The organism is Pseudomonas putida, assembly GCF_022627325.1.
Taxonomy (GTDB): Bacteria; Pseudomonadota; Gammaproteobacteria; order Pseudomonadales; family Pseudomonadaceae; genus Aquipseudomonas; species Aquipseudomonas putida_X.
In genome coordinates, this window is the sequence record NZ_JAETZZ010000017.1 from 1 (window position 1) to 18,886 (window position 18,886).

Consider the following 18,886-nt stretch of genomic DNA (forward strand, 5'->3'; position numbering starts at 1 on the left):
TCAACCGCTATCGATCAGATGACCGAAGCACCTCCAGCACTACCTGGATTAAGCAACTCATTGAATTTCAAGGAGTTTCTCGTTCCGACTACGCTGGAAGTGGGGCGCATTATAAGGGGATTCGAGAACGCGTCAAGGCTTAAATCCAATTAACTTCACCTTCGCTGAAAAGCCAAGCGGGGAGGCCTGTCGGCCTCCCCGCTTTTCATCACCTATATATAGCCTCAGACCACACCGGCACTGCGCAAACGCCCCAGCGCATCGCCATCCAACCCCAGCACATCCCCAAGAACCGCCTCCGTATGCTCACCCAACAACGGCGGCGCACGACGATACTCAACAGGCGTTTCCGATAACCTGATAGGGCTGGCCACCTGCGGCACACTCCCAGCCAAGGCATGCGGCATGCTCACTGCCAGGCCGCGAGCAAGCACCTGCGGATCCTGGAACATCTGCGCCAGATCATTGATCGGCCCACAGGGTACGCCCGCGGCCTCCAACTGGCTCACCCACTCCGCCGTTGTCTTGAACACTGTGGCCTGGCGAATCAAGGGAATCAGCTGCGACCGATTGGCCACCCGCAGTTTGTTGGTTGCGAAGCGTGGGTCATCAGCCCATTGAGGCTGACCAGCCACCTCGGCGAACTTGCGGAACTGGCCATCGTTGCCCACGGTAAGAATGAAGTCGCCATCTGCGGTCGGGAAATCCTGATAAGGCACAATATTAGGATGTGCATTGCCCAGCCGGCGAGGTGCGTTGCCGGTAGTGAGGTAGTTCATCGCCTGGTTGGCCAGGCATGCTACCTGCACATCCAGCAAGGCCATATCGATGTGCTGCCCAACCCCAGTCTGGTCGCGATGGGCAAGGGCCGCCAGTATGGCCACGGTCGAATACAGCCCAGTCAGAATATCGGTAAGCGCTACCCCCACCTTCACAGGCCCGGCACCTTCCTCACCATCCGCGCGCCCGGTCAGGCTCATCAGCCCGCCCAGCCCCTGGATCATGAAGTCATAGCCAGCGCGCTTCGCGTAGGGCCCGGTCTGACCGAAGCCAGTGATCGAGCAATAGATAAGCTTGGGATTCACTGACTTCAGGCTCGTGTAATCCAGCCCATAGGCAGCCAACCCGCCAACCTTGAAGTTTTCAATGACGATGTCCGACTTCGCAGCCAGCTCACGCACCAGGCGCTGCCCCTCCGGCTGCGTAAAGTCGATAGTCACCGAACGCTTGTTGCGGTTGGCCGACAAGTAGTAAGCCGCCTCGCTGGTGTTCTCGCCTTGTGCATCCTTGAGGAAGGGCGGCCCCCAGGCGCGGGTATCGTCGCCGCAGCCTGGGCGCTCGACCTTGATCACATCGGCGCCCAGGTCAGCCAGAATCTGACCGGACCAAGGCCCAGCCAGCACACGGGAGAGATCCAGCACCCGCAGATGAGATAGCGCGCCCATGGCCCGGCTCCTTATCAATAGAAGGCCTGGATGCCGGTTTGCGCGCGCCCCAGAATCAGCGCGTGTACGTCATGGGTTCCCTCGTAGGTGTTGACCACCTCAAGATTGACCAGATGACGCGCAACACCGAACTCGTCGGAAATACCATTACCACCCAGCATGTCACGGGCCATACGCGCAATCTCCAGCGACTTGCCGCACGAGTTGCGCTTCATGATCGAAGTGATTTCCACCGCAGCGGTGCCCTCGTCCTTCATCCGTCCCAAACGCAGGCAGCCTTGCAGGCCCAAGGTGATTTCGGTCTGCATGTCGGCCAATTTCTTCTGGATGAGCTGGTTGGCAGCCAACGGGCGACCGAACTGCTGACGGTCCAGGGTGTACTGGCGAGCGGTGTGCCAGCAGGCTTCAGCCGCCCCCAGAGCCCCCCAGGAAATACCATAACGGGCAGAGTTCAAGCAGGTGAACGGACCTTTGAGGCCACGCACCTCGGGGAAGATGTTTTCCTCTGGCACGAACACATTGTCCATCACGATTTCGCCGGTGATCGACGCGCGCAGGCCGACCTTGCCGTGGATTGCCGGCGCACTGAGGCCCTGCCAACCCTTTTCAAGGACAAAGCCTCGGATATCCCCCGCGTCATCCTTGGCCCAGACCACGAACACATCGGCGATCGGGCTGTTGGTGATCCACATCTTGCTGCCGCTCAGGCGATAGCCACCGTCCACTTTCTTCGCACGAGTGATCATCGAGCCCGGGTCGGAGCCATGGTTAGGTTCGGTCAAGCCAAAGCAACCGATCCACTCGCCGCTGGCGAGCTTGGGCAGGTACTTCTGTTTTTGCGCCTCGGTACCGAATTCGTTGATCGGCACCATCACCAGTGAAGACTGCACACTCATCATCGAGCGATAGCCGGAGTCGATACGTTCCACTTCCCGGGCAATCAGCCCGTAGCACACGTAGTTGAGGCCACTCCCGCCATATTGCTCGGGAATGGTTGCGCCCAGCAGTCCGACCTCACCCATTTCGCGAAAGATAGCGGGATCGGTCTGCTCATGGCGGAACGCCTCCAGCACCCGCGGTGCCAGCTTGTCCTGGGCGAACTGATAGGCGCTGTCACGAACCATGCGCTCTTCTTCAGTGAGCTGCTGGTCCAGCAGCAGCGGGTCGATCCAGTTGAAGCTTGCTTTACCGGCCATGAACGAAATCCTCGAAATAGGGGAGCAGATTCTTGTGCCTTTGATCCTAGGCCTGATCTACAACGAGGACAAACGAGGATTGCGCACGCATTAGTGATAATTTGTCACTCCGAAACGCTAAAAACCCAGTCTCGCAAACACTATGAGTGAGGTTGCCGTACATGCGCCGCAAGATCCCCAGTACCACCGCACTGGTCTGCTTCGAAGCGGCAGCGCGCCACGAGAGCTTTACCAAGGCTGCTCAGGAGCTTGCGCTGACCCAGGGCGCCGTCTGTCGCCAGATCGGCGGCCTTGAAGCGTTTCTCAACGTAGAGCTATTCCGGCGTTCGCGGCGCGGCGTCAAGCTGACCGAGGCGGGACTGTCCTATAGCCGCCAGGTTGCCGCCCAGCTGGATGCAGTAGAGCGCGACACCTTGTCGGTAATGCGCCAGCAAGGTGCCAACGTGATCGAACTGGCCGTGGTGCCGACCTTCGGCACCCAATGGCTGCTGCCTCGGCTCAAGGACTTCCAGCAGCGACACCCGGACGTCACCGTCAACCTGACCAACCGCACACGGCCATTCCTGTTTGCCGACACGGCGTTCGATGCCGCTATCTATTTTGGCGATGGCGACTGGTCAGGCACGCACGCCCACCGCCTGATGGGCGAAAACCCGGTACCTGTGTGCAGCCCGGCCTTGCTGGACGGCCACGGCATGCTCGACGCGACGCGTATCGCCAACCTACCGCTGCTGCAGCAGACCACCCGGCCTTATGCCTGGCGCCAGTGGTTCAACGGTTTGGGCATGAACGTTTCCGGCGATATGACAGGCCCGCGCTATGAACTGTTCTCCATGCTGGCCCAGGCTGCAATCCACCAGATGGGCATCGCGCTGATACCACCATTCTTGATTCAGCGGGAGCTGGAGGAAGGCAGGCTGGTGGTCGCTAACAGATACGCCCTGTCCAGCGACAAGGCCTATTATCTGATGATTCCCGAACGCAAGGCCGAGTCGGCATCGCTACGGGCATTCCGTGATTGGCTTCTGGCGCAGGCACAGCACTACATCGCCCCTTCCCTACCTTTGTAGTCAATTATTTTAAACACCTACAGATGTATGTTTTTGTCGCATATAAGCAAACTGTTCAGGTGAATCGAAAAACCTCAACAAAACCTTTAAACACGCGGCTTTCAGAGGGTTTTACGACCTTCGCGAGTCCATCTGCGAAATCAATGCAAAAAAATTCAAAAAACCCCCTAATCTGCCAATAGCCCATGCTTGACGGGCTGCGGCCCACTCGTTGCGACATACGGTCACAGGGTGACTTGTAGTTTTAACTTCGTTTCGCTCCAGAACCGGTTGAAGGGCCTTGGGTTCGTCTGCAAAATGCTCCGCCCGCCCTGGATTCGGCGGGCTGGCGCCCAATAGCCAAACCCGCGCACCACCCGAAGTGCGCTGGCTTCATAAAGACAAAAAGGTCACCGCAGGAGAAATAGTCGTGCACATTGGTGTTCCTCTCGAGACGCAGACCGGTGAGACAAGGGTCGCTGCGACCCCGGAAACCATCAAGAAACTGATTGGCCAGGGCCATCAGGTCACCGTCCAACGGGGGGCAGGGCTCAATGCCAGCATTCCGGACAGTGCCTATGAGGCTGTGGGTGCTTCCCTGGGAAGCGCAGCCGATGCTTACGGCGCCCAACTGGTTCTCAAGGTGGTCGGCCCCAACGACCAAGAGCTGGCCCTGATCAACAGCGGCAGCCTTCTGGTGGGCATGCTCAACCCCTTCAACAACGAGCTGATCGGCAAGATGGCAGAGCGCGGTATCACTGCCTTCGCCCTGGAAGCCGCGCCGCGTACATCGCGGGCCCAGAGCCTGGACGTGCTGTCGTCCCAGGCCAACATCGCCGGTTACAAGGCCGTGCTACTGGCTGCCCATCACTACCCGCGCTTCATGCCCATGCTGATGACCGCCGCCGGCACTGTGAAAGCCGCGCGCGTGCTGATCCTGGGTGCTGGCGTCGCCGGCCTGCAAGCCATTGCCACCGCCAAGCGCCTGGGCGCAGTCATCGAGGCGTCCGACGTACGCCCGGCGGTCAAGGAGCAGATCGAGTCGCTGGGCGCCAAGTTCATCGACGTGCCCTACGAGACCGATGAGGAACGCGAGTGCGCAGAAGGCGTCGGCGGCTATGCCCGGCCGATGCCGGCCAGCTGGATGCAGCGTCAGGCCCAGGCCGTGCATGAGCGGGCCAAACAGGCCGACATCGTCATCACTACGGCGCTCATCCCTGGCCGCAAGGCTCCGACGCTGCTCAGCGCCGAAACCGTGGCGCAGATGAAGCCAGGCTCGGTGGTCATCGACCTGGCCGCTGCCCAAGGCGGCAACTGCCCGCTGACCGTCGCCGACCAGGTCGTGATGGAAAACGGCGTGACCATCGTCGGCCCGACCAACCTGCCGGCCCAGGTGGCGGCAGATGCCTCGGCACTGTATGCACGCAACCTGCTGGATTTCATGAAGCTGCTGTTCGACAAGGACGGTGCGCTGGTCATCAACCTCGAAGACGACATCGTCGCCGCGTGCCTCATGTGCCGCGACGGCCAGGTCGTGCGCAAGAACGGCTAAGGAGCACGACAATGGAAGACATGCTGATTTCCCACGGCATCTACAACCTGATCATCTTCGTGCTGGCCATCTACATCGGCTATCACGTGGTCTGGAACGTGACCCCGGCACTGCACACGCCCCTGATGGCGGTCACCAACGCCATCTCGGCCATCGTCATCGTCGGCGCCATGCTGGCTGCCGCGCTGACCGTGACCCCGGCCGGCAAACTGATGGGCACCCTCGCGGTGGCCCTGGCTGCAGTCAACGTGTTCGGTGGCTTCCTGGTCACCCGTCGCATGCTTGAGATGTTCAAGAAGAAAACCAAGAACGAGGCGCAGAAGTAAGCATGAGCATGAATCTGGTAACGCTCCTCTATCTCGTCGCCTCGGTCTGTTTCATTCAGGCACTCAAGGGCCTGTCGCACCCGACCACGTCGCGGCGCGGCAACCTGTTCGGCATGATCGGCATGGGGATTGCGATCCTCACCACGGTTGGCCTCATCTATAAGCTTGGGGCAGAGCTGGCAACTGCCGGTATCGGTTACGTCATCGTCGGCCTGCTGGTCGGCGGTACTGCCGGTTCGATCATGGCCAAGCGCGTGGAGATGACCAAGATGCCGGAGCTGGTCGCCTTCATGCACAGCATGATCGGCCTGGCGGCGGTATTCATTGCCATCGCAGCAGTACTCGAACCGCAGTCGATGGGCATTGTCGCTAGCATCAGCGACCCGATCCCCACCGGTAACCGCCTGGAGCTGTTCCTCGGCGCTGCCATCGGTGCAATCACCTTCTCAGGCTCCGTGATCGCGTTCGGCAAGCTGTCGGGCAAGTACAAGTTCCGTCTTTTCCAAGGCGCACCGGTACAGTTCGCCGGCCAGCACAAGCTGAACCTGATTCTCGGCCTGACCACGATTGCCCTGGGCCTGCTGTTCACCTTCACCGGCCACTACAGCGCCTTCACCCTGATGCTGGTCCTGGCCTTCATCATGGGTGTGCTGATCATTATCCCGATCGGCGGTGCAGACATGCCGGTGGTGGTGTCGATGCTCAACAGCTATTCGGGTTGGGCGGCAGCCGGTATCGGCTTCTCGCTGAACAACTCGATGCTGATCATCGCCGGCTCCCTGGTGGGCTCCAGCGGTGCGATCCTCTCGTACATCATGTGCAAAGCGATGAATCGCTCGTTCTTCAACGTCATCCTTGGCGGCTTCGGCGGGGATGTCGATGCCGGCGCGGCGCAAGGCTCGAAAGAGCAACGCCCAGTGAAGTCTGGCTCGGCAGATGACGCGACCTTCCTGCTGAGTAACGCCGACACGGTGATCATCGTACCCGGCTACGGCCTGGCGGTAGCCCGTGCCCAGCACGCGCTCAAGGAACTGACCGAGAAGCTGACCCACAACGGGGTGACCGTGAAGTACGCCATCCACCCAGTGGCAGGGCGCATGCCCGGGCATATGAACGTACTGCTGGCCGAGGCCGAAGTGCCTTACGACCAAGTGTTCGAGATGGAAGACATCAACGCCGAGTTCGGCCAGGCCGACGTCGTGTTGGTGCTTGGCGCCAACGACGTGGTCAACCCGGCGGCGAAGAACGATCCAAAGTCGCCGATTGCGGGCATGCCGATCCTGGAGGCGTACAAAGCCAAGACTGTCATCGTCAACAAACGCTCCATGGCCAGCGGCTACGCCGGCCTGGACAACGAACTGTTCTACCTGGACAAGACCATGATGGTATTCGGTGACGCGAAGAAGGTCATCGAGGATATGGTCAAAGCCGTCGAGTAACCCCGCTTCCACCCACCAGTGGAACATGAAGAAGCCCCGGCGAGTCCCCTCCCGGGGCTTCTGCATTTTGCTGATCCAGATCAATGGCTCTATTCCCGGGCGCCTCATACGACCATGGTCGTGGGACGGCGCCGGGGTAAATCTCTAGACTGCCCGGCAGTAGCTTCAGTAGCCCGAGATAACAATCCATGTACCGTGATCGTATCCGCTTGTCCTCCCTGCACAGCAAGGTAATGAGTGCGGCTGATGCCGCTGGCCTGATCGAGGACGGCATGACCGTCGGCATGAGCGGTTTCACCCGCGCCGGCGAAGCCAAGGCCGTACCGCATGCCTTGGCCGAACGCGCCAAGCTGTCGCCTCTGAAAATCAGCCTGATGACCGGCGCCAGCCTGGGCAATGACCTGGACAAGCAGTTGACCGAGGCCGGCGTGCTGGCGCGCCGCATGCCATTCCAGGTCGACAGCACCCTGCGCAAAGCCATCAACGACGGTCAGGTGATGTTCATCGACCAGCACCTGTCGGAAACCGTAGAGCAGCTGCGCAATCAGCAGCTCAAATTGCCGGACATCGCGGTAATCGAAGCGGTGGCCATCACCGAACAAGGCCACATCGTGCCGACCACCTCGGTGGGCAACTCGGCGAGCTTCGCGATCTTCGCCAAGCAGGTGATTGTCGAGATCAACCTGTCGCACAACGCCAACCTCGAAGGCCTGCACGACATCTATATCCCGACCTATCGCCCGACCCGCACGCCGATCCCGCTGGTGAAAGTGGATGATCGCATCGGCAGCACCGCGATCCCGATCGACCCCGCCAAGATCGTCGGCATCGTCATCAGCGACCAGCCAGATTCGCCGTCCACGGTGCTGCCGCCGGACGACGAAACCCAGGCCATCGCCGACCACCTGATCAACTTCCTCAAAAAAGAAGTGGATGCAGGCCGCATGACCAACAGGCTCGGCCCACTGCAGGCCGGCATCGGCAGCATCGCCAACGCGGTGATGTGTGGCCTGATCGAGTCGCCGTTCGAAGACCTGACCATGTACTCCGAAGTGCTTCAGGACTCGACCTTCGACCTGATCGACGCTGGCAAGCTGAGTTTTGCCTCAGGCAGCTCCATCACCCTGTCGGGCCGTCGCAATGCCGACGTATTCGGCAACCTGGAGCGCTACAAGGACAAACTGGTCCTGCGCCCGCAGGAGATCTCCAACCACCCTGAGGTCGTGCGCCGCCTGGGCATCATCGGCATCAACACCGCGCTGGAGTTCGACATCTACGGCAACGTCAACTCCACGCACGTCTGTGGCACCCGGATGATGAACGGTATCGGTGGCTCCGGCGATTTCGCCCGTAATGCGCACCTGGCCGTATTCGTCACCAAGTCGATCGCCAAAGGCGGCGCGATCTCCAGCGTTGTACCTATGGTGAGCCATGTCGACCACACCGAACACGATGTGGACATCCTGGTGACTGAGCAGGGGCTGGCAGACCTGAGGGGCCTCGCGCCGCGGGAGCGGGCACGGGCGATCATCGATAACTGTGTCCACCCGGATTACCGCGCAGCGCTGAACGACTATTTCGATCGCGCTTGCCTGCGGGGCGGCCATACCCCGCATATCCTGCGTGAAGCGCTGAGCTGGCACGAAAACCTGGAAGAAAGTGGGCGCATGCTCGCCAGCTGATCTGTAGCAGCGGCCAGCCTCTGCCATTGGCCGCCACGCGTTTCTCATCCCCAGCGATACTGTGAGGGCTGCTCTGCAGCCCTTTCGCGCCTAGTCGATTCAGCAAGGCATCCACCAAGCTACAAAACTGTACTACTGTACCGGTAATTCCTCTCCGCTCCGCCTGAGCAAACCCATCCAAATCTCAAAAAAGCACCAAAATAGTGCTGACCAGTACAGTTGCGCCTGTTTCGAGTGCAACAGTAGGGTTACACAGTTAACTGAACCATCGTTATGCAGCGGAACTGTATCTACTGTTATGGACAGCAAAGGAGGATCATTGGCATCAGTTAAACCACTCCCTAGTCCCGCCATAAGCGGAAGGATGAAACATCATGGAACGTACCCTCAGTTCCGGTCTCGTTTTTGAAAACAACGCCCAGCAAACCCACGCTTCCCTGCCGCTGCGCGCGCTCTCTACCCTGCTGCTGTGGCAGCGCCGCATGGCCAGCCGTCGTCAACTGGCTCGCCTGGATGCCCGCCTGCTGGCAGATGCCGGTATCAGCGAGTCGCAGCGTTACGAAGAGCTGAGCAAGCCGTTCTGGCGCTAAGCCCCCGGCTCGTCGGCTGCGGCCGGCACCGCGAATTTCCAAACCCGTTGCAGGAAACTGCAGCGGGTTTTTTTATGAGTTTGCCCGGTGGTTCAACCAAGGCGCTGCCGTCAGCAACAAGTACAGTTTTATGGCTTCAAAAAACAACCATAACAGTTTGCTTGTGCGCCGTTCATTAACATCCATTCATTCCGGCGCGTGATACGCTTGACTGGGCGGTCTGATAAAAACCAGATGCTCAAAGCCACCGTGACGGACGACCCGTGTGAGCGTCTCAAGCAGATCTACCCGAACCTTCCCCAGGAGTGCACGACCATGACCCGTAAATACCTGATTGGCGCAGCCCTGCTGCTCGGCCTGGCCGGCACTGCCCACGCCACCAGCTTCATTGTCACTACTGACGCAGTCGTTGGCGCGGTTGCCGCCTCCACCGACGCCACCTCCGATGTGTCTTCGTCGTTCCGCGATGACAAGATCGTGCAGGCCGCTCGCGACGATGCGGCCAGCTACGTGGGCAGCCAGGGCGCCATTCGCGGCGCCAAGCTCGAAAGCGCTTTGCTGCACATCCGCTCGAACATGCCAGCCCTGCAGGCCAGCGATGCGCAGCTGGCTCAGGCTATCCTGGCGCTCTGATCTGCTACAGCCCACAAGCGCTGGCCCTGGCCGGTACTTGTGGGCTAGCCTTCGACGTTCCTGTTCCTGTCGTAAGAAAGCCAATGCGTTATCTGTTGCCGCTACTGTTCTGTGTAGTCACCATGGGCAGTGCCCATGCCATGGACACCACCACGCAAGGCCTGGTCATCACAGGCTACGTCACCAGCCAGGTCACGACTGCCCCATTCGATCGCAAGCTGGTCAGGCAGGCTCGCGATGATGCCGCAGCCTTCGTCGCCAGCGACGGCCTGATTCACGGAGCACGCCTGGAAGCAGCGTTCAAGTCGCTGCGACATGACGACATTCGTCAATCTGTCGGCGACCTTGAACTGGCAGAAGCAATTCTCGTCCAATCATTAAATCTGACTCCCTGTATTTCCGGAGATGCTCCATGCGTAAACCGCTGATCGCCGCTACCCTCGGCATGTTGCTGCTGGCCGACCTGGCCCAGGCACAAACTCTGGTGGCCACCAGCAACATCATCGTGCAGGCCTTCGGCCGCTCGATCGACTTCACCTCTGACACCACCACCTCGATCCGCGACTCCAAAGTCGTGCGTGAAGCCCATGACGACGCCGCAAGCTTCGTCGCCAGCAACGGTGATATTCGTGGCGCCCAGCTTGAGGCCGCTTTCAACACCCTGCGCGAACGCGTGCCTGAAGCGCGCGACGCCAGCGACCAGGTGCTGGCCGAAGCCATCCTGGCGCTGTGAACCGCGTACGTGCCTGGTTGCTCGGCTGCGCCCTGACGCTGCTGGGCACGCCCGCCCTGGCTGACCTGCAGCTCGAGCTGCAGGCAGCCGGCTTGACCCCACAGCAGGCTCAAGCCACCCACACCCTGCTTGATGAGGCTTTGGCCAAGCTCCCTCCCCGCTTCAAGCAACAGCTCAACCGGCGCGTCGAGGTCAGCTGGAGCGACAACATGCCAGCTGACGCCTACGGCCAGGCCTCCTTGGTCTCGACCCTGCAGCTCAACCGGCGCCTGCTGCCCAGCCTGGCGGATGGCAGTGCCGCCAAAGAGCGTACCAACCGCCCGCATGGCACGGTGCGTGAGGAGTTGCTGGCTACAGTCCTGCACGAGCTTACCCACATATACGACCGAGCCCGGCTCTGGCCCAGTGCTGAACACTCGCTGATCGCCCGCTGCAAACGCCAGCAAGGCACCGTGGGTAAGGTCGGCCTTCCCGAGCAGTGTCGCGGCCAGGCCGAGCGCCGCTTTACCCTGAGCGATGACCCACGCCTGCTCGACCTGGCCGGCTGGCCGCAATACGTTGGCCGCCGCGGTGAGCGCGAACAGCACAATGGCCAGTTCCTGCGCAGCCCCGACAGCTATGAGCTGAGCAGCCCCAAGGAATACATCGCGGTCAACATGGAGTACTTCCTCCTGGACCCGAGCTATGGCTGCCGTCGGCCAGCGCTCAATCAGTACCTGACTGATCATTTCGGCTGGGCGCCCAAGCAGACAACGTGCGCCAAGGGATTGCCATTCCTCAACGCCGGCAGCGACTTCGCCCGCCAGCCGTTGGGCGAAATCGACCCAGAGCGGGTCTACGAGGTGGACTTTCTCCTGGCCGAGGCCAACCAGAACCTGGTAAGCCGCTGGGGCCACAGCATGTTGCGCCTGGTGATCTGCAAACCCGGCCGCCCAAGGGGGCCAGACTGCCGCCTGGACCTGGACCAGCACCTGGTGCTCTCCTACCGGGCCTTCGTCAACGACGTTCAACTGTCCAGCTGGGATGGCCTGGTTGGAGCCTATCCGTCAAGGCTGTTCGTGCTGCCGCTGGCCCAGGTGATCGACGAATACACCAAGACCGAACTGCGCAGCCTGGCGTCGGTGCCGTTGAAGCTCAACCGCGACGAAGTAGAAAACCTGGTACGCCAGGCCGCAGAGATGCACTGGAGTTATGACGGCAACTACTGGTTCCTGTCCAACAACTGTGCGGTAGAGTCCTTGAAACTGTTGCGCAGCGGCACCGCCAACCCGCGCCTGAACGACCTGGACAGCATCATGCCCAACGGTTTGCTCGCCGTATTGAAAGGTCGCGGACTGGCCGATACCAGCGTGCTCGACGACCCGCGCGAAGCCTTGCGCCTGGGCTACCGTTTCGACTCCTATCGCGACCGCTATCAGGCGATGTTCGATGTGCTGAAGAAACAGCTGCCAGTCAAGCAGGACAAGGTCGAGGACTGGCTGGCCCAGGACGCCGAACAACGCCGCGGCTGGTTCTCGCAAGCCGACCTGCGCACCAGCGCCGCCTTGCTGCTGCTGGAACAGGCCAGCCTGCGCCGCCAACTGCTGCTGGCTCAGGATGAAGTGAAGCAGCGCTATCTGAATGCGGCCGCGCTGAAAGACGGCAGTGTCAACAAAGCCGACCGGACACTCAAACAGATGCTCGCCAACAGTGGCTTCCTCAGCCGCCCGGCCGAACTGCTGGATACCAAGGGATACGGGCTGCCGCAGCCGGATGAGCGCGAGCATCTGGAGAAAGTCAGTAGTGAACGGCAGTCGCAGTTGCTGCGTTTGAGCACTGACCTCGACAGAGAAGTCAGGGCACTGCTGGAGCCTTCGCGGGCCAAGGAAATTGCAGCGGTCGAGGCCAATGTGAAGCAGATCGGTGAACACCTGAGGGCGCTGCACAAGGCAGCAGGCGGCCTGCAACTACCTTGATCGCCCTTCTGGCCCTATCGCCGGCAAGGCGGCTCCCCCAGCGTGCACCCTGGGTCATGTATGCGGGCCAATTGCCGGCGACAGGGTAGTAATGCGTCCATACGCTAGGGGTTTTCCTCTTGCTCCTCAGGCAAACCTTCATCCACATGCAGCCAGGGCAACCGGCTCCCGGTCCAGATGTGCCGCGTGGGCCGCACCCGTTCCGGGTGGTCCAGCGTCGCTACCGTCACATCGATGCTGCCCGGGCTATGCGACGTCACCAATGCCACATGTGCACCACAATCACCACAGAAGTAGCGCTTGCAACTGGCCGGTGCCACATAGCACTGCGGCCTGCCCGCCACCCATTGGAAACCGGAGCGCGGCACGGTGAGCCAGGTCACCAGCAGGCCCCCGCTGACCCGCCGGCAGATCGAACAATGGCAATGGGCGATATCGGTCACCTCACCCTTCAAGCAATAGCGCAAGGCGCCGCAATGGCAGCCACCTTCAGTTACATCAGACATCTCCTACCTCCCGTCGCCCTTTTCCTGGCGAAAGCTGGCTGAAAGCTTGCACCCATAGGATAGCCACCACTACCGGCACAAGACCGGTCAGCCAGGGCACCCGGACTATTCCGCGCCCGGCCCAATCAACAACAACAATGGTGATTCTGATGTATTCCTGTGCCCGCCCTTTCGCAGTACCCCTCCGCTTGCTCCCCGTGCAGCGCTTGACGCGCTGATTCGCCCCGATCGACTTTCCTTTCGCCGCGCCACGCCTGGAGTATTGCCATGCTGACCTTCCTCGGCTTTGCCATGGTCATCACCTTCATGTACCTGATCATGACCAAGCGCCTGTCGGCCTTGATCGCACTGATCCTGGTACCGATCCTGTTCGCCCTGTTCGGTGGTTTTTCCGCCAAGATCGGCCCGATGATGCTCGAAGGCATCAGCAAGCTCGCGCCCACAGGCGTCATGCTGATGTTCGCCATCCTTTACTTCGCCCTGATGATCGACTCCGGCCTGTTCGACCCGGCGGTGCGCAAGATCCTCAAGCTGGTCAAGGGCGACCCGCTGAAAGTCTCGGTCGGCACCGCTGTCCTGGCCCTGGTGGTCTCGCTGGACGGTGACGGCGCCACCACCTACATGATCTGCTGCGCCGCCATGCTGCCCCTGTATAGCCGCCTGGGCATGAGCCCGAGGATCATGGCCGGCCTGATCATACTTGCAGGCGGGGTCATGAACATGACCCCATGGGGCGGCCCCACTGCCCGCGCAGCCAGTGCCCTGCACGTAGACCCGTCGGACATTTTCGTACCGATGATCCCGGCCATGGTCTTCGGCGTGCTGGCGATCCTCGCCATCGCCTACATGTACGGCAAGCGTGAGCGTGCCCGCCTGGGTGAACTGCACCTGCCTACCGACGACATCGATCACAGCGAAATCACCGTGTCGCAGTTCCCCGACGCACGCCGGCCCAAGCTTCTGTGGTTCAACGGTGCGCTCACCGCCGCGCTGATGGCTGCACTGATCGCAGGCCTGCTACCACTGCCGGTGCTGTTCATGATCGCCTTCAGCATCGCCATGATTGTCAACTACCCTTGCCTTCAGCAGCAGAAGGACCGTATCGCCGCCCACGCTGGCAGCGTGCTCGCCGTAACCGGGCTGATCTTCGCTGCAGGTATCTTCACCGGCATCCTGTCGGGCACCGGCATGGTCGAGGCCATGTCCAAAAGCTTGTTGGCGGTCATTCCCGAGGCGCTGGGCCCTTACCTGGCGGTGATCACCGCGATCGTGAGCATGCCGTTCACCTTCTTCATGTCCAATGACGCCTTCTATTACGGGGTGCTGCCGGTGCTGGCGGAAGCGGCCAGCCACTACGGTATCAGCCCGGTGGAAATGGCCCGCGCGTCGATCGTCGGTCAACCGGTACACCTGCTGAGCCCGCTGGTACCCTCGACCTACCTGCTGGTGGCGCTGGCAGGCATCGAATTCGGTGATCATCAGCGCTTCACACTCAAATGGGCAGTACTGGTGTGCATGTGCATAATGCTCGCCGCACTGCTGATGGGCATTTTCCCGCTGTTCAGCAGTCTTTAAATAAACGCCTGTCACCGCAACGCGAAGTGCCCTGTGCAAGGGCGCTTCGCCACTATCGCTCGAAGGAATACACATGGAATGGCTGACCAGCCCGGAAATCTGGGTTGCCTTTTTCACCCTCACTGCGCTTGAGATCGTTCTCGGTATCGACAACATCATCATGATCTCGATTCTGGTCAGCCGCATGCCCAAGCACATGCAGGCGCGCACCCGAATCTTCGGCCTGGCCCTGGCCATGGTCACCCGCATTTTGCTGTTGCTATCGATCACCTGGGTCATGCGCCTGACTGCCGACCTTTTCGTGGTATTCGGCCAAGGCATCTCGGGCCGCGACCTGATTCTGTTCTGTGGCGGCCTGTTCCTGCTGTGGAAAAGCTCCCAGGAGATCTACCACGGCCTGGAAGGTGAGGACGAAAGCGGTGAGGAGCCCAAGGGCAAGGGCGGCACGTTCCTCTTCACAATCATTCAGATCGCCATCATCGACATCGTGTTCTCCCTGGACTCGGTGATCACCGCTGTCGGCATGGTTTCGCATGTGCCGGTGATGGTCGCGGCAATCATCGTTGCAGTACTGGTGATGATGCTGTGCGCCGGTGCCATCAGCAATTTCATCGACAAGCACCCTTCGCTGAAGATGCTCGCACTTTCGTTCCTGATCGTTGTGGGTACTGTGCTGATCGCCGAATCTTTCGATGTACATGTGCCCAAGGGCTATGTCTACTTCGCCATGGCGTTCTCCCTTGGGGTGGAGGCCATCAACATCCGCATGCGCACCGCCATGGCGCGCAAGCGCGGCAAGGAGCAGGACGCAGTGAAATTGCGCAAGGACATTCCGGGCCAGTAAGCACCGCGAACGCCGTAGTCGAGGGCCCTCATCAGGGCCCTTTTTCATGCCTTGGATTTCATGACAGGCAGGTTTCAAATGCTGGCCGCGCATGCCAAGCTGGCGACAGGTCCGCAAAACAACTAAAGCTAGAGTAAGCACTGGATAAAAACACCCACCCCCGGGCCAGGCTTACCGCTTCACCCATTGGCTCCGCCTTTGGAGCCCGGATAAGAGGGGGGCTACACCATGCTGACCCTGCTCAACCTGCTTTCCGCCGTCGCGTTGCTGGTATGGGGCACGCATATCGTGCGAACCGGCATCCTGAGAGTGTTCGGCTCCAACCTGCGCCGGGTTCTGAGCCAGAACATGGACCGGCGGCCATTGGCGTTCATCGCCGGCATCCTGGTCACGGCCGTGGTGCAAAGCAGCAACGCCACCGCCATGCTAGTGACGTCATTCGTCGGCCAGGGCTTGATGGCCATGACCCCCGCCTTGGCCATCATGCTCGGTGCAGACGTCGGCACCGCACTGATGGCCAGGGTGCTTACCCTGGACCTTTCCTGGCTCTCGCCACTGCTGGTGTTCCTGGGCGTGATCTTTTTCCTGTCGCGCAAGCAGACGCGTGCAGGCCAACTGGGCCGGGTAGGCATCGGCCTGGGCCTGATCATTCTGGCGCTGCAGCTGATCGTTCAGGCGGCCACCCCGATCACCCAGGCTCAGGGTGTGAAGGTGCTGTTCGCCTCACTGACCGGGGACATCCTGCTCGATGCTTTGGTTGGCGCGGTGTTCGCCATGGTGTCGTACTCCAGCCTGGCGGCAGTGCTGCTGACCGCCACCCTGGCCGGCGCTGAGCTGATCAGCCTGCCAGTGGCCATCGGCCTGGTGGTCGGCGCCAACATCGGCAGCGGGCTGCTGGCGTTTCTCAGCACCAGCATGCAGAACGCCGCGGGCCGGCGGGTGGCCTTGGGCAGCCTTTTGTACAAGCTGATCGGGCTGGTACTGATCATACCGGTGCTGCACCCACTGGTGGCGTGGATGGACTCGCTCAGCTTCAGCCCCCAGGAGCTGGTGATCGGCTTCCACCTGCTCTACAACACACTGCGTTGTCTGATCCTGCTGCCCACCGTCAAGCCCATGGGGCGCCTGTGCAACGCCTTGTTGCCAGAGCGCGAGAACGGTAACGGCCAAGTGCGTCCACGCCATCTGGACGCCTCGGCGCTCACAACGCCGAGCCTGGCCCTGGCCAACGCTGCCCGCGAGACCTTGCGCCTGGGCGATATCGTCGACAGCCTGCTCGAAGCCATGCTCAACGCCCTGCGCGGCACCCAGGCCGCCCTGCCACAGCAGGTCCGCGCCCTGGGCGAAGACGCCGAAGCGTTGTACAGCGCCATAAAACTGTACCTGGCCCAAATGCCTCGGGAAGACCTCAGCGATCAGGACAACAGGCGCTGGGCCGAAATCATCGAACTGGCGATCAACCTCAAGCTGGCCAGTGACCTGGTCGAGCGCATGCTGCGCAAGGTCCAACAGCAGAAGACCAGCCAACGCCGGGAGTTTTCCCAGGTCGGCCTGCAGGAGCTCACCGGCCTGCAAGAGCAATTGCTGACCAACCTGCGCTTGGGCCTTTCGGTATTTCTCAGCGCGGACCCAGAGAGCGCGCGCTTGCTGTTGCGGGAAAAACGCCGCTTCCGTGCCCAGGAAAGGCGCCTGGCCCATGCCCATGTCAGCCGTTTGCAACGCAAGGTGGTGCAAAGTATCGAGACCAGTTCGCTACACTTGGAGCTGATCGCGGACATGAAGCGGTTGAACTCTTTGTTCTGCAGCAGTGCCTATGTGGTACTGGGTGGCTCGGACACTGGCGGGCTATTGCTCGACAGCGTGCCGGACGAAGCCCGCCTACCCTGATCTCGCCTACCTGGAGACCCAAGCTCGCCCATGCGTTGCCTGACCTTCGTTTGCCTGTTGATCTGTAGCCTGCATTCATTCGCCCTCGATCGCTCGCGTGTCGAGGGCTACCTGCTGCCCAACGGCCTGCAGGTTATCCTTAAATCCGGCTACGAACGCGATCATGTGGCGATCCGCCTGGTGGTAGGTGTGGGCCTGGACGACTTCGACTGCGAGCAGAAAGAGTTGCCGCACCTGCTCGAGCACTTGCTGTTCAGCGGCATCGACGAGACCGGAGAGGGCGGCCTGGAAGAGCGCCTGCAGGCGTTGGGTGGCGAATGGAATGCCTTCACCAGCAGCGCCGACACCACCTTCGTCATCGAGGCCCCGGCGCGCAACCAGCGCAAGGTGCTGGACCTGCTCCTGGCGGTAGTGCGTGACACCCGCATCGACGCCAAGGCCCTGGCCACGGCCAAGCGCATCATCGAACGTGAAGACGGCGGCCACTATGGCCACCTGCAACGCTGGCTCGACCGCCAGGACATCGGCCATCCAGCCAGCGATCAGTTGGCGACCGAGCTGGGCCTCAAATGCCCGGAACGCTCAAACCTCGATGACATGACACTGGAGCAGGTACAAGCACTGCGTGATCGCTGGTACGCCGCCAACAACATGACCCTGATCATGGTGGGCGGCCTCGATCGGCTGCTGCCGGCCTACCTGGAGCGCACCTACGGCGAACTGCCGGCCACCGAGCCGCAGGAGCGGCGCAACCTGGATAGCATCAGCCAGCAGGCCGAACAGCGGCGCGACCTGACCCGGGGCTTTCTGGGCGACAGCGTCAAACTGCACTGGCTATTCATCGAGCCGGTACTGGACAACGACCACCAGTCGACACTCGACCTGCTCTCACGCTATCTGGACTGGGCCCTGTACGACCAAATGCGCCTGCGTCACGGCCTTTCCTACGGGCCTTCGGTACAGCGGGAAAGCTTTGGTGACAGCGGCCTGCTCAGCTTGAACGCTGACCTTGAGCGCGACGACGTCGACGAGGCGGTCAAGGTGATGCAGAAACTGTTCGACCACTTGCGGGAGGACGGCCTCGACCCGGATATATTCGCCCGCGTCAAGGAGGCCGCCGTCGCCAAGGAAAGCTGGAGTACCCAAGGCAACAGCGCGCTGGCCGATTACTACTGGGGGGCACTCAACGCCTACAGCAACGGGCGCTTTGCCGACCCGGCCCGGCAGCTGCGACAGGTCAGCCTGAACCAGGCCAATGAAGCGTTGAAGGCATTGCTCAAGGACGAGGGTTACCTGCGCATCGAGAAACCGTTGCTTGGGTATGACGAGCTGTACGGGCTGATTGCGTTGGGGCTTGGTGTGATCCTGGCCGCCGGGCTACTGCGTCGCCGGCGTACTTCACCGCAACCACCGAGCGGTGCTACACGGCAGCGGTGATTCGGCGGTATCCTTTCGACAGTACCGGCCGCTTCGC

The 18,886-nt window shown here is 61.1% G+C and carries 17 protein-coding genes; 14 read left to right on the plus strand and 3 right to left on the minus strand.

Annotation, left to right across the window (positions count from 1 at the left end; genetic code table 11):
* Positions 1-224: 224 nt before the first annotated feature.
* Positions 225-1,445, minus strand: a complete 1,221-nt coding sequence (locus tag JNA92_RS22715) for a CaiB/BaiF CoA transferase family protein (protein ID WP_241806765.1) — start codon at positions 1,443-1,445, stop codon at positions 225-227.
* A 14-nt stretch (positions 1,446-1,459) separates the two neighbouring features.
* A complete protein-coding gene (locus JNA92_RS22720; protein ID WP_241806766.1) occupies positions 1,460-2,641 on the minus strand; it encodes an acyl-CoA dehydrogenase in 1,182 nt (393 codons plus the stop codon).
* A 161-nt stretch (positions 2,642-2,802) separates the two neighbouring features.
* Here JNA92_RS22720 and JNA92_RS22725 point away from each other — a divergent pair, with 161 nt between their 5' ends.
* The 10 genes from JNA92_RS22725 to JNA92_RS22770 all read left to right on the plus strand — a co-directional run bounded on the left by JNA92_RS22725 (position 2,803) and on the right by JNA92_RS22770 (position 12,600).
* Positions 2,803-3,711 (plus strand): LysR family transcriptional regulator, encoded by a 909-nt coding sequence (locus tag JNA92_RS22725; protein WP_241806767.1) that lies wholly within the window; start codon positions 2,803-2,805, stop codon positions 3,709-3,711.
* A gap of 409 nt (positions 3,712-4,120) precedes the next feature.
* Positions 4,121-5,242 carry a Re/Si-specific NAD(P)(+) transhydrogenase subunit alpha gene (locus JNA92_RS22730; RefSeq protein ID WP_039604735.1) on the plus strand — a complete coding sequence of 374 codons (1,122 nt, stop codon included), beginning with the start codon at positions 4,121-4,123 and terminating at the stop codon, positions 5,240-5,242.
* Positions 5,243-5,253: 11 nt separating this feature from the next.
* Positions 5,254-5,568 (plus strand): NAD(P) transhydrogenase subunit alpha, encoded by a 315-nt coding sequence (locus tag JNA92_RS22735; protein WP_012316824.1) that lies wholly within the window; start codon positions 5,254-5,256, stop codon positions 5,566-5,568.
* A gap of 2 nt (positions 5,569-5,570) precedes the next feature.
* Positions 5,571-7,007 carry an NAD(P)(+) transhydrogenase (Re/Si-specific) subunit beta gene (locus JNA92_RS22740; protein ID WP_241806768.1) on the plus strand — a complete coding sequence of 479 codons (1,437 nt, stop codon included), beginning with the start codon at positions 5,571-5,573 and terminating at the stop codon, positions 7,005-7,007.
* 188 nt (positions 7,008-7,195) lie between these two features.
* Complete coding sequence (locus JNA92_RS22745; RefSeq protein ID WP_241806769.1) at positions 7,196-8,689, plus strand: acetyl-CoA hydrolase/transferase family protein; 1,494 nt, start codon at positions 7,196-7,198, stop codon at positions 8,687-8,689.
* A gap of 374 nt (positions 8,690-9,063) precedes the next feature.
* On the plus strand, positions 9,064-9,279 hold the full coding sequence (locus JNA92_RS22750) for a DUF1127 domain-containing protein (protein WP_241806771.1): 216 nt from the start codon (positions 9,064-9,066) through the stop codon (positions 9,277-9,279).
* 315 nt (positions 9,280-9,594) lie between these two features.
* Complete coding sequence (locus JNA92_RS22755; RefSeq protein ID WP_241806772.1) at positions 9,595-9,912, plus strand: DUF2388 domain-containing protein; 318 nt, start codon at positions 9,595-9,597, stop codon at positions 9,910-9,912.
* An 83-nt stretch (positions 9,913-9,995) separates the two neighbouring features.
* Entirely contained in the window at positions 9,996-10,340 is a 345-nt protein-coding gene (locus tag JNA92_RS22760; RefSeq protein WP_241806773.1) for a DUF2388 domain-containing protein, read from the plus strand.
* The gene (locus JNA92_RS22765; RefSeq protein ID WP_241806774.1) at positions 10,325-10,645 is read left to right on the plus strand and encodes a DUF2388 domain-containing protein; all 321 of its coding nucleotides are present in this window, start codon (positions 10,325-10,327) and stop codon (positions 10,643-10,645) included. The genes JNA92_RS22760 and JNA92_RS22765 overlap by 16 nt, the downstream gene beginning before the upstream one ends.
* Positions 10,642-12,600: a DUF4105 domain-containing protein gene (locus tag JNA92_RS22770; RefSeq protein WP_241806775.1), complete on the plus strand. Its 1,959-nt coding sequence runs from the start codon at positions 10,642-10,644 to the stop codon at positions 12,598-12,600. Before JNA92_RS22765 ends, JNA92_RS22770 begins: the two co-directional genes overlap by 4 nt.
* Before the next feature lie 104 nt (positions 12,601-12,704).
* Here JNA92_RS22770 and JNA92_RS22775 read toward each other — a convergent pair whose 3' ends face one another.
* On the minus strand, positions 12,705-13,106 hold the full coding sequence (locus JNA92_RS22775) for a GFA family protein (RefSeq protein WP_241806776.1): 402 nt from the start codon (positions 13,104-13,106) through the stop codon (positions 12,705-12,707).
* Positions 13,107-13,373: 267 nt separating this feature from the next.
* Here JNA92_RS22775 and JNA92_RS22780 point away from each other — a divergent pair, with 267 nt between their 5' ends.
* From JNA92_RS22780 to JNA92_RS22795, 4 genes are all read left to right on the plus strand, one after another.
* The gene (locus JNA92_RS22780) at positions 13,374-14,681 is read left to right on the plus strand and encodes a CitMHS family transporter (protein WP_012316833.1); all 1,308 of its coding nucleotides are present in this window, start codon (positions 13,374-13,376) and stop codon (positions 14,679-14,681) included.
* A 73-nt stretch (positions 14,682-14,754) separates the two neighbouring features.
* Positions 14,755-15,525 (plus strand): TerC family protein, encoded by a 771-nt coding sequence (locus tag JNA92_RS22785; protein ID WP_241806777.1) that lies wholly within the window; start codon positions 14,755-14,757, stop codon positions 15,523-15,525.
* Positions 15,526-15,753: 228 nt separating this feature from the next.
* Entirely contained in the window at positions 15,754-17,412 is a 1,659-nt protein-coding gene (locus JNA92_RS22790; protein ID WP_241806778.1) for a Na/Pi cotransporter family protein, read from the plus strand.
* 30 nt (positions 17,413-17,442) lie between these two features.
* The gene (locus tag JNA92_RS22795) at positions 17,443-18,849 is read left to right on the plus strand and encodes a M16 family metallopeptidase (RefSeq protein WP_241806779.1); all 1,407 of its coding nucleotides are present in this window, start codon (positions 17,443-17,445) and stop codon (positions 18,847-18,849) included.
* Positions 18,850-18,886: the final 37 nt, after the last annotated feature.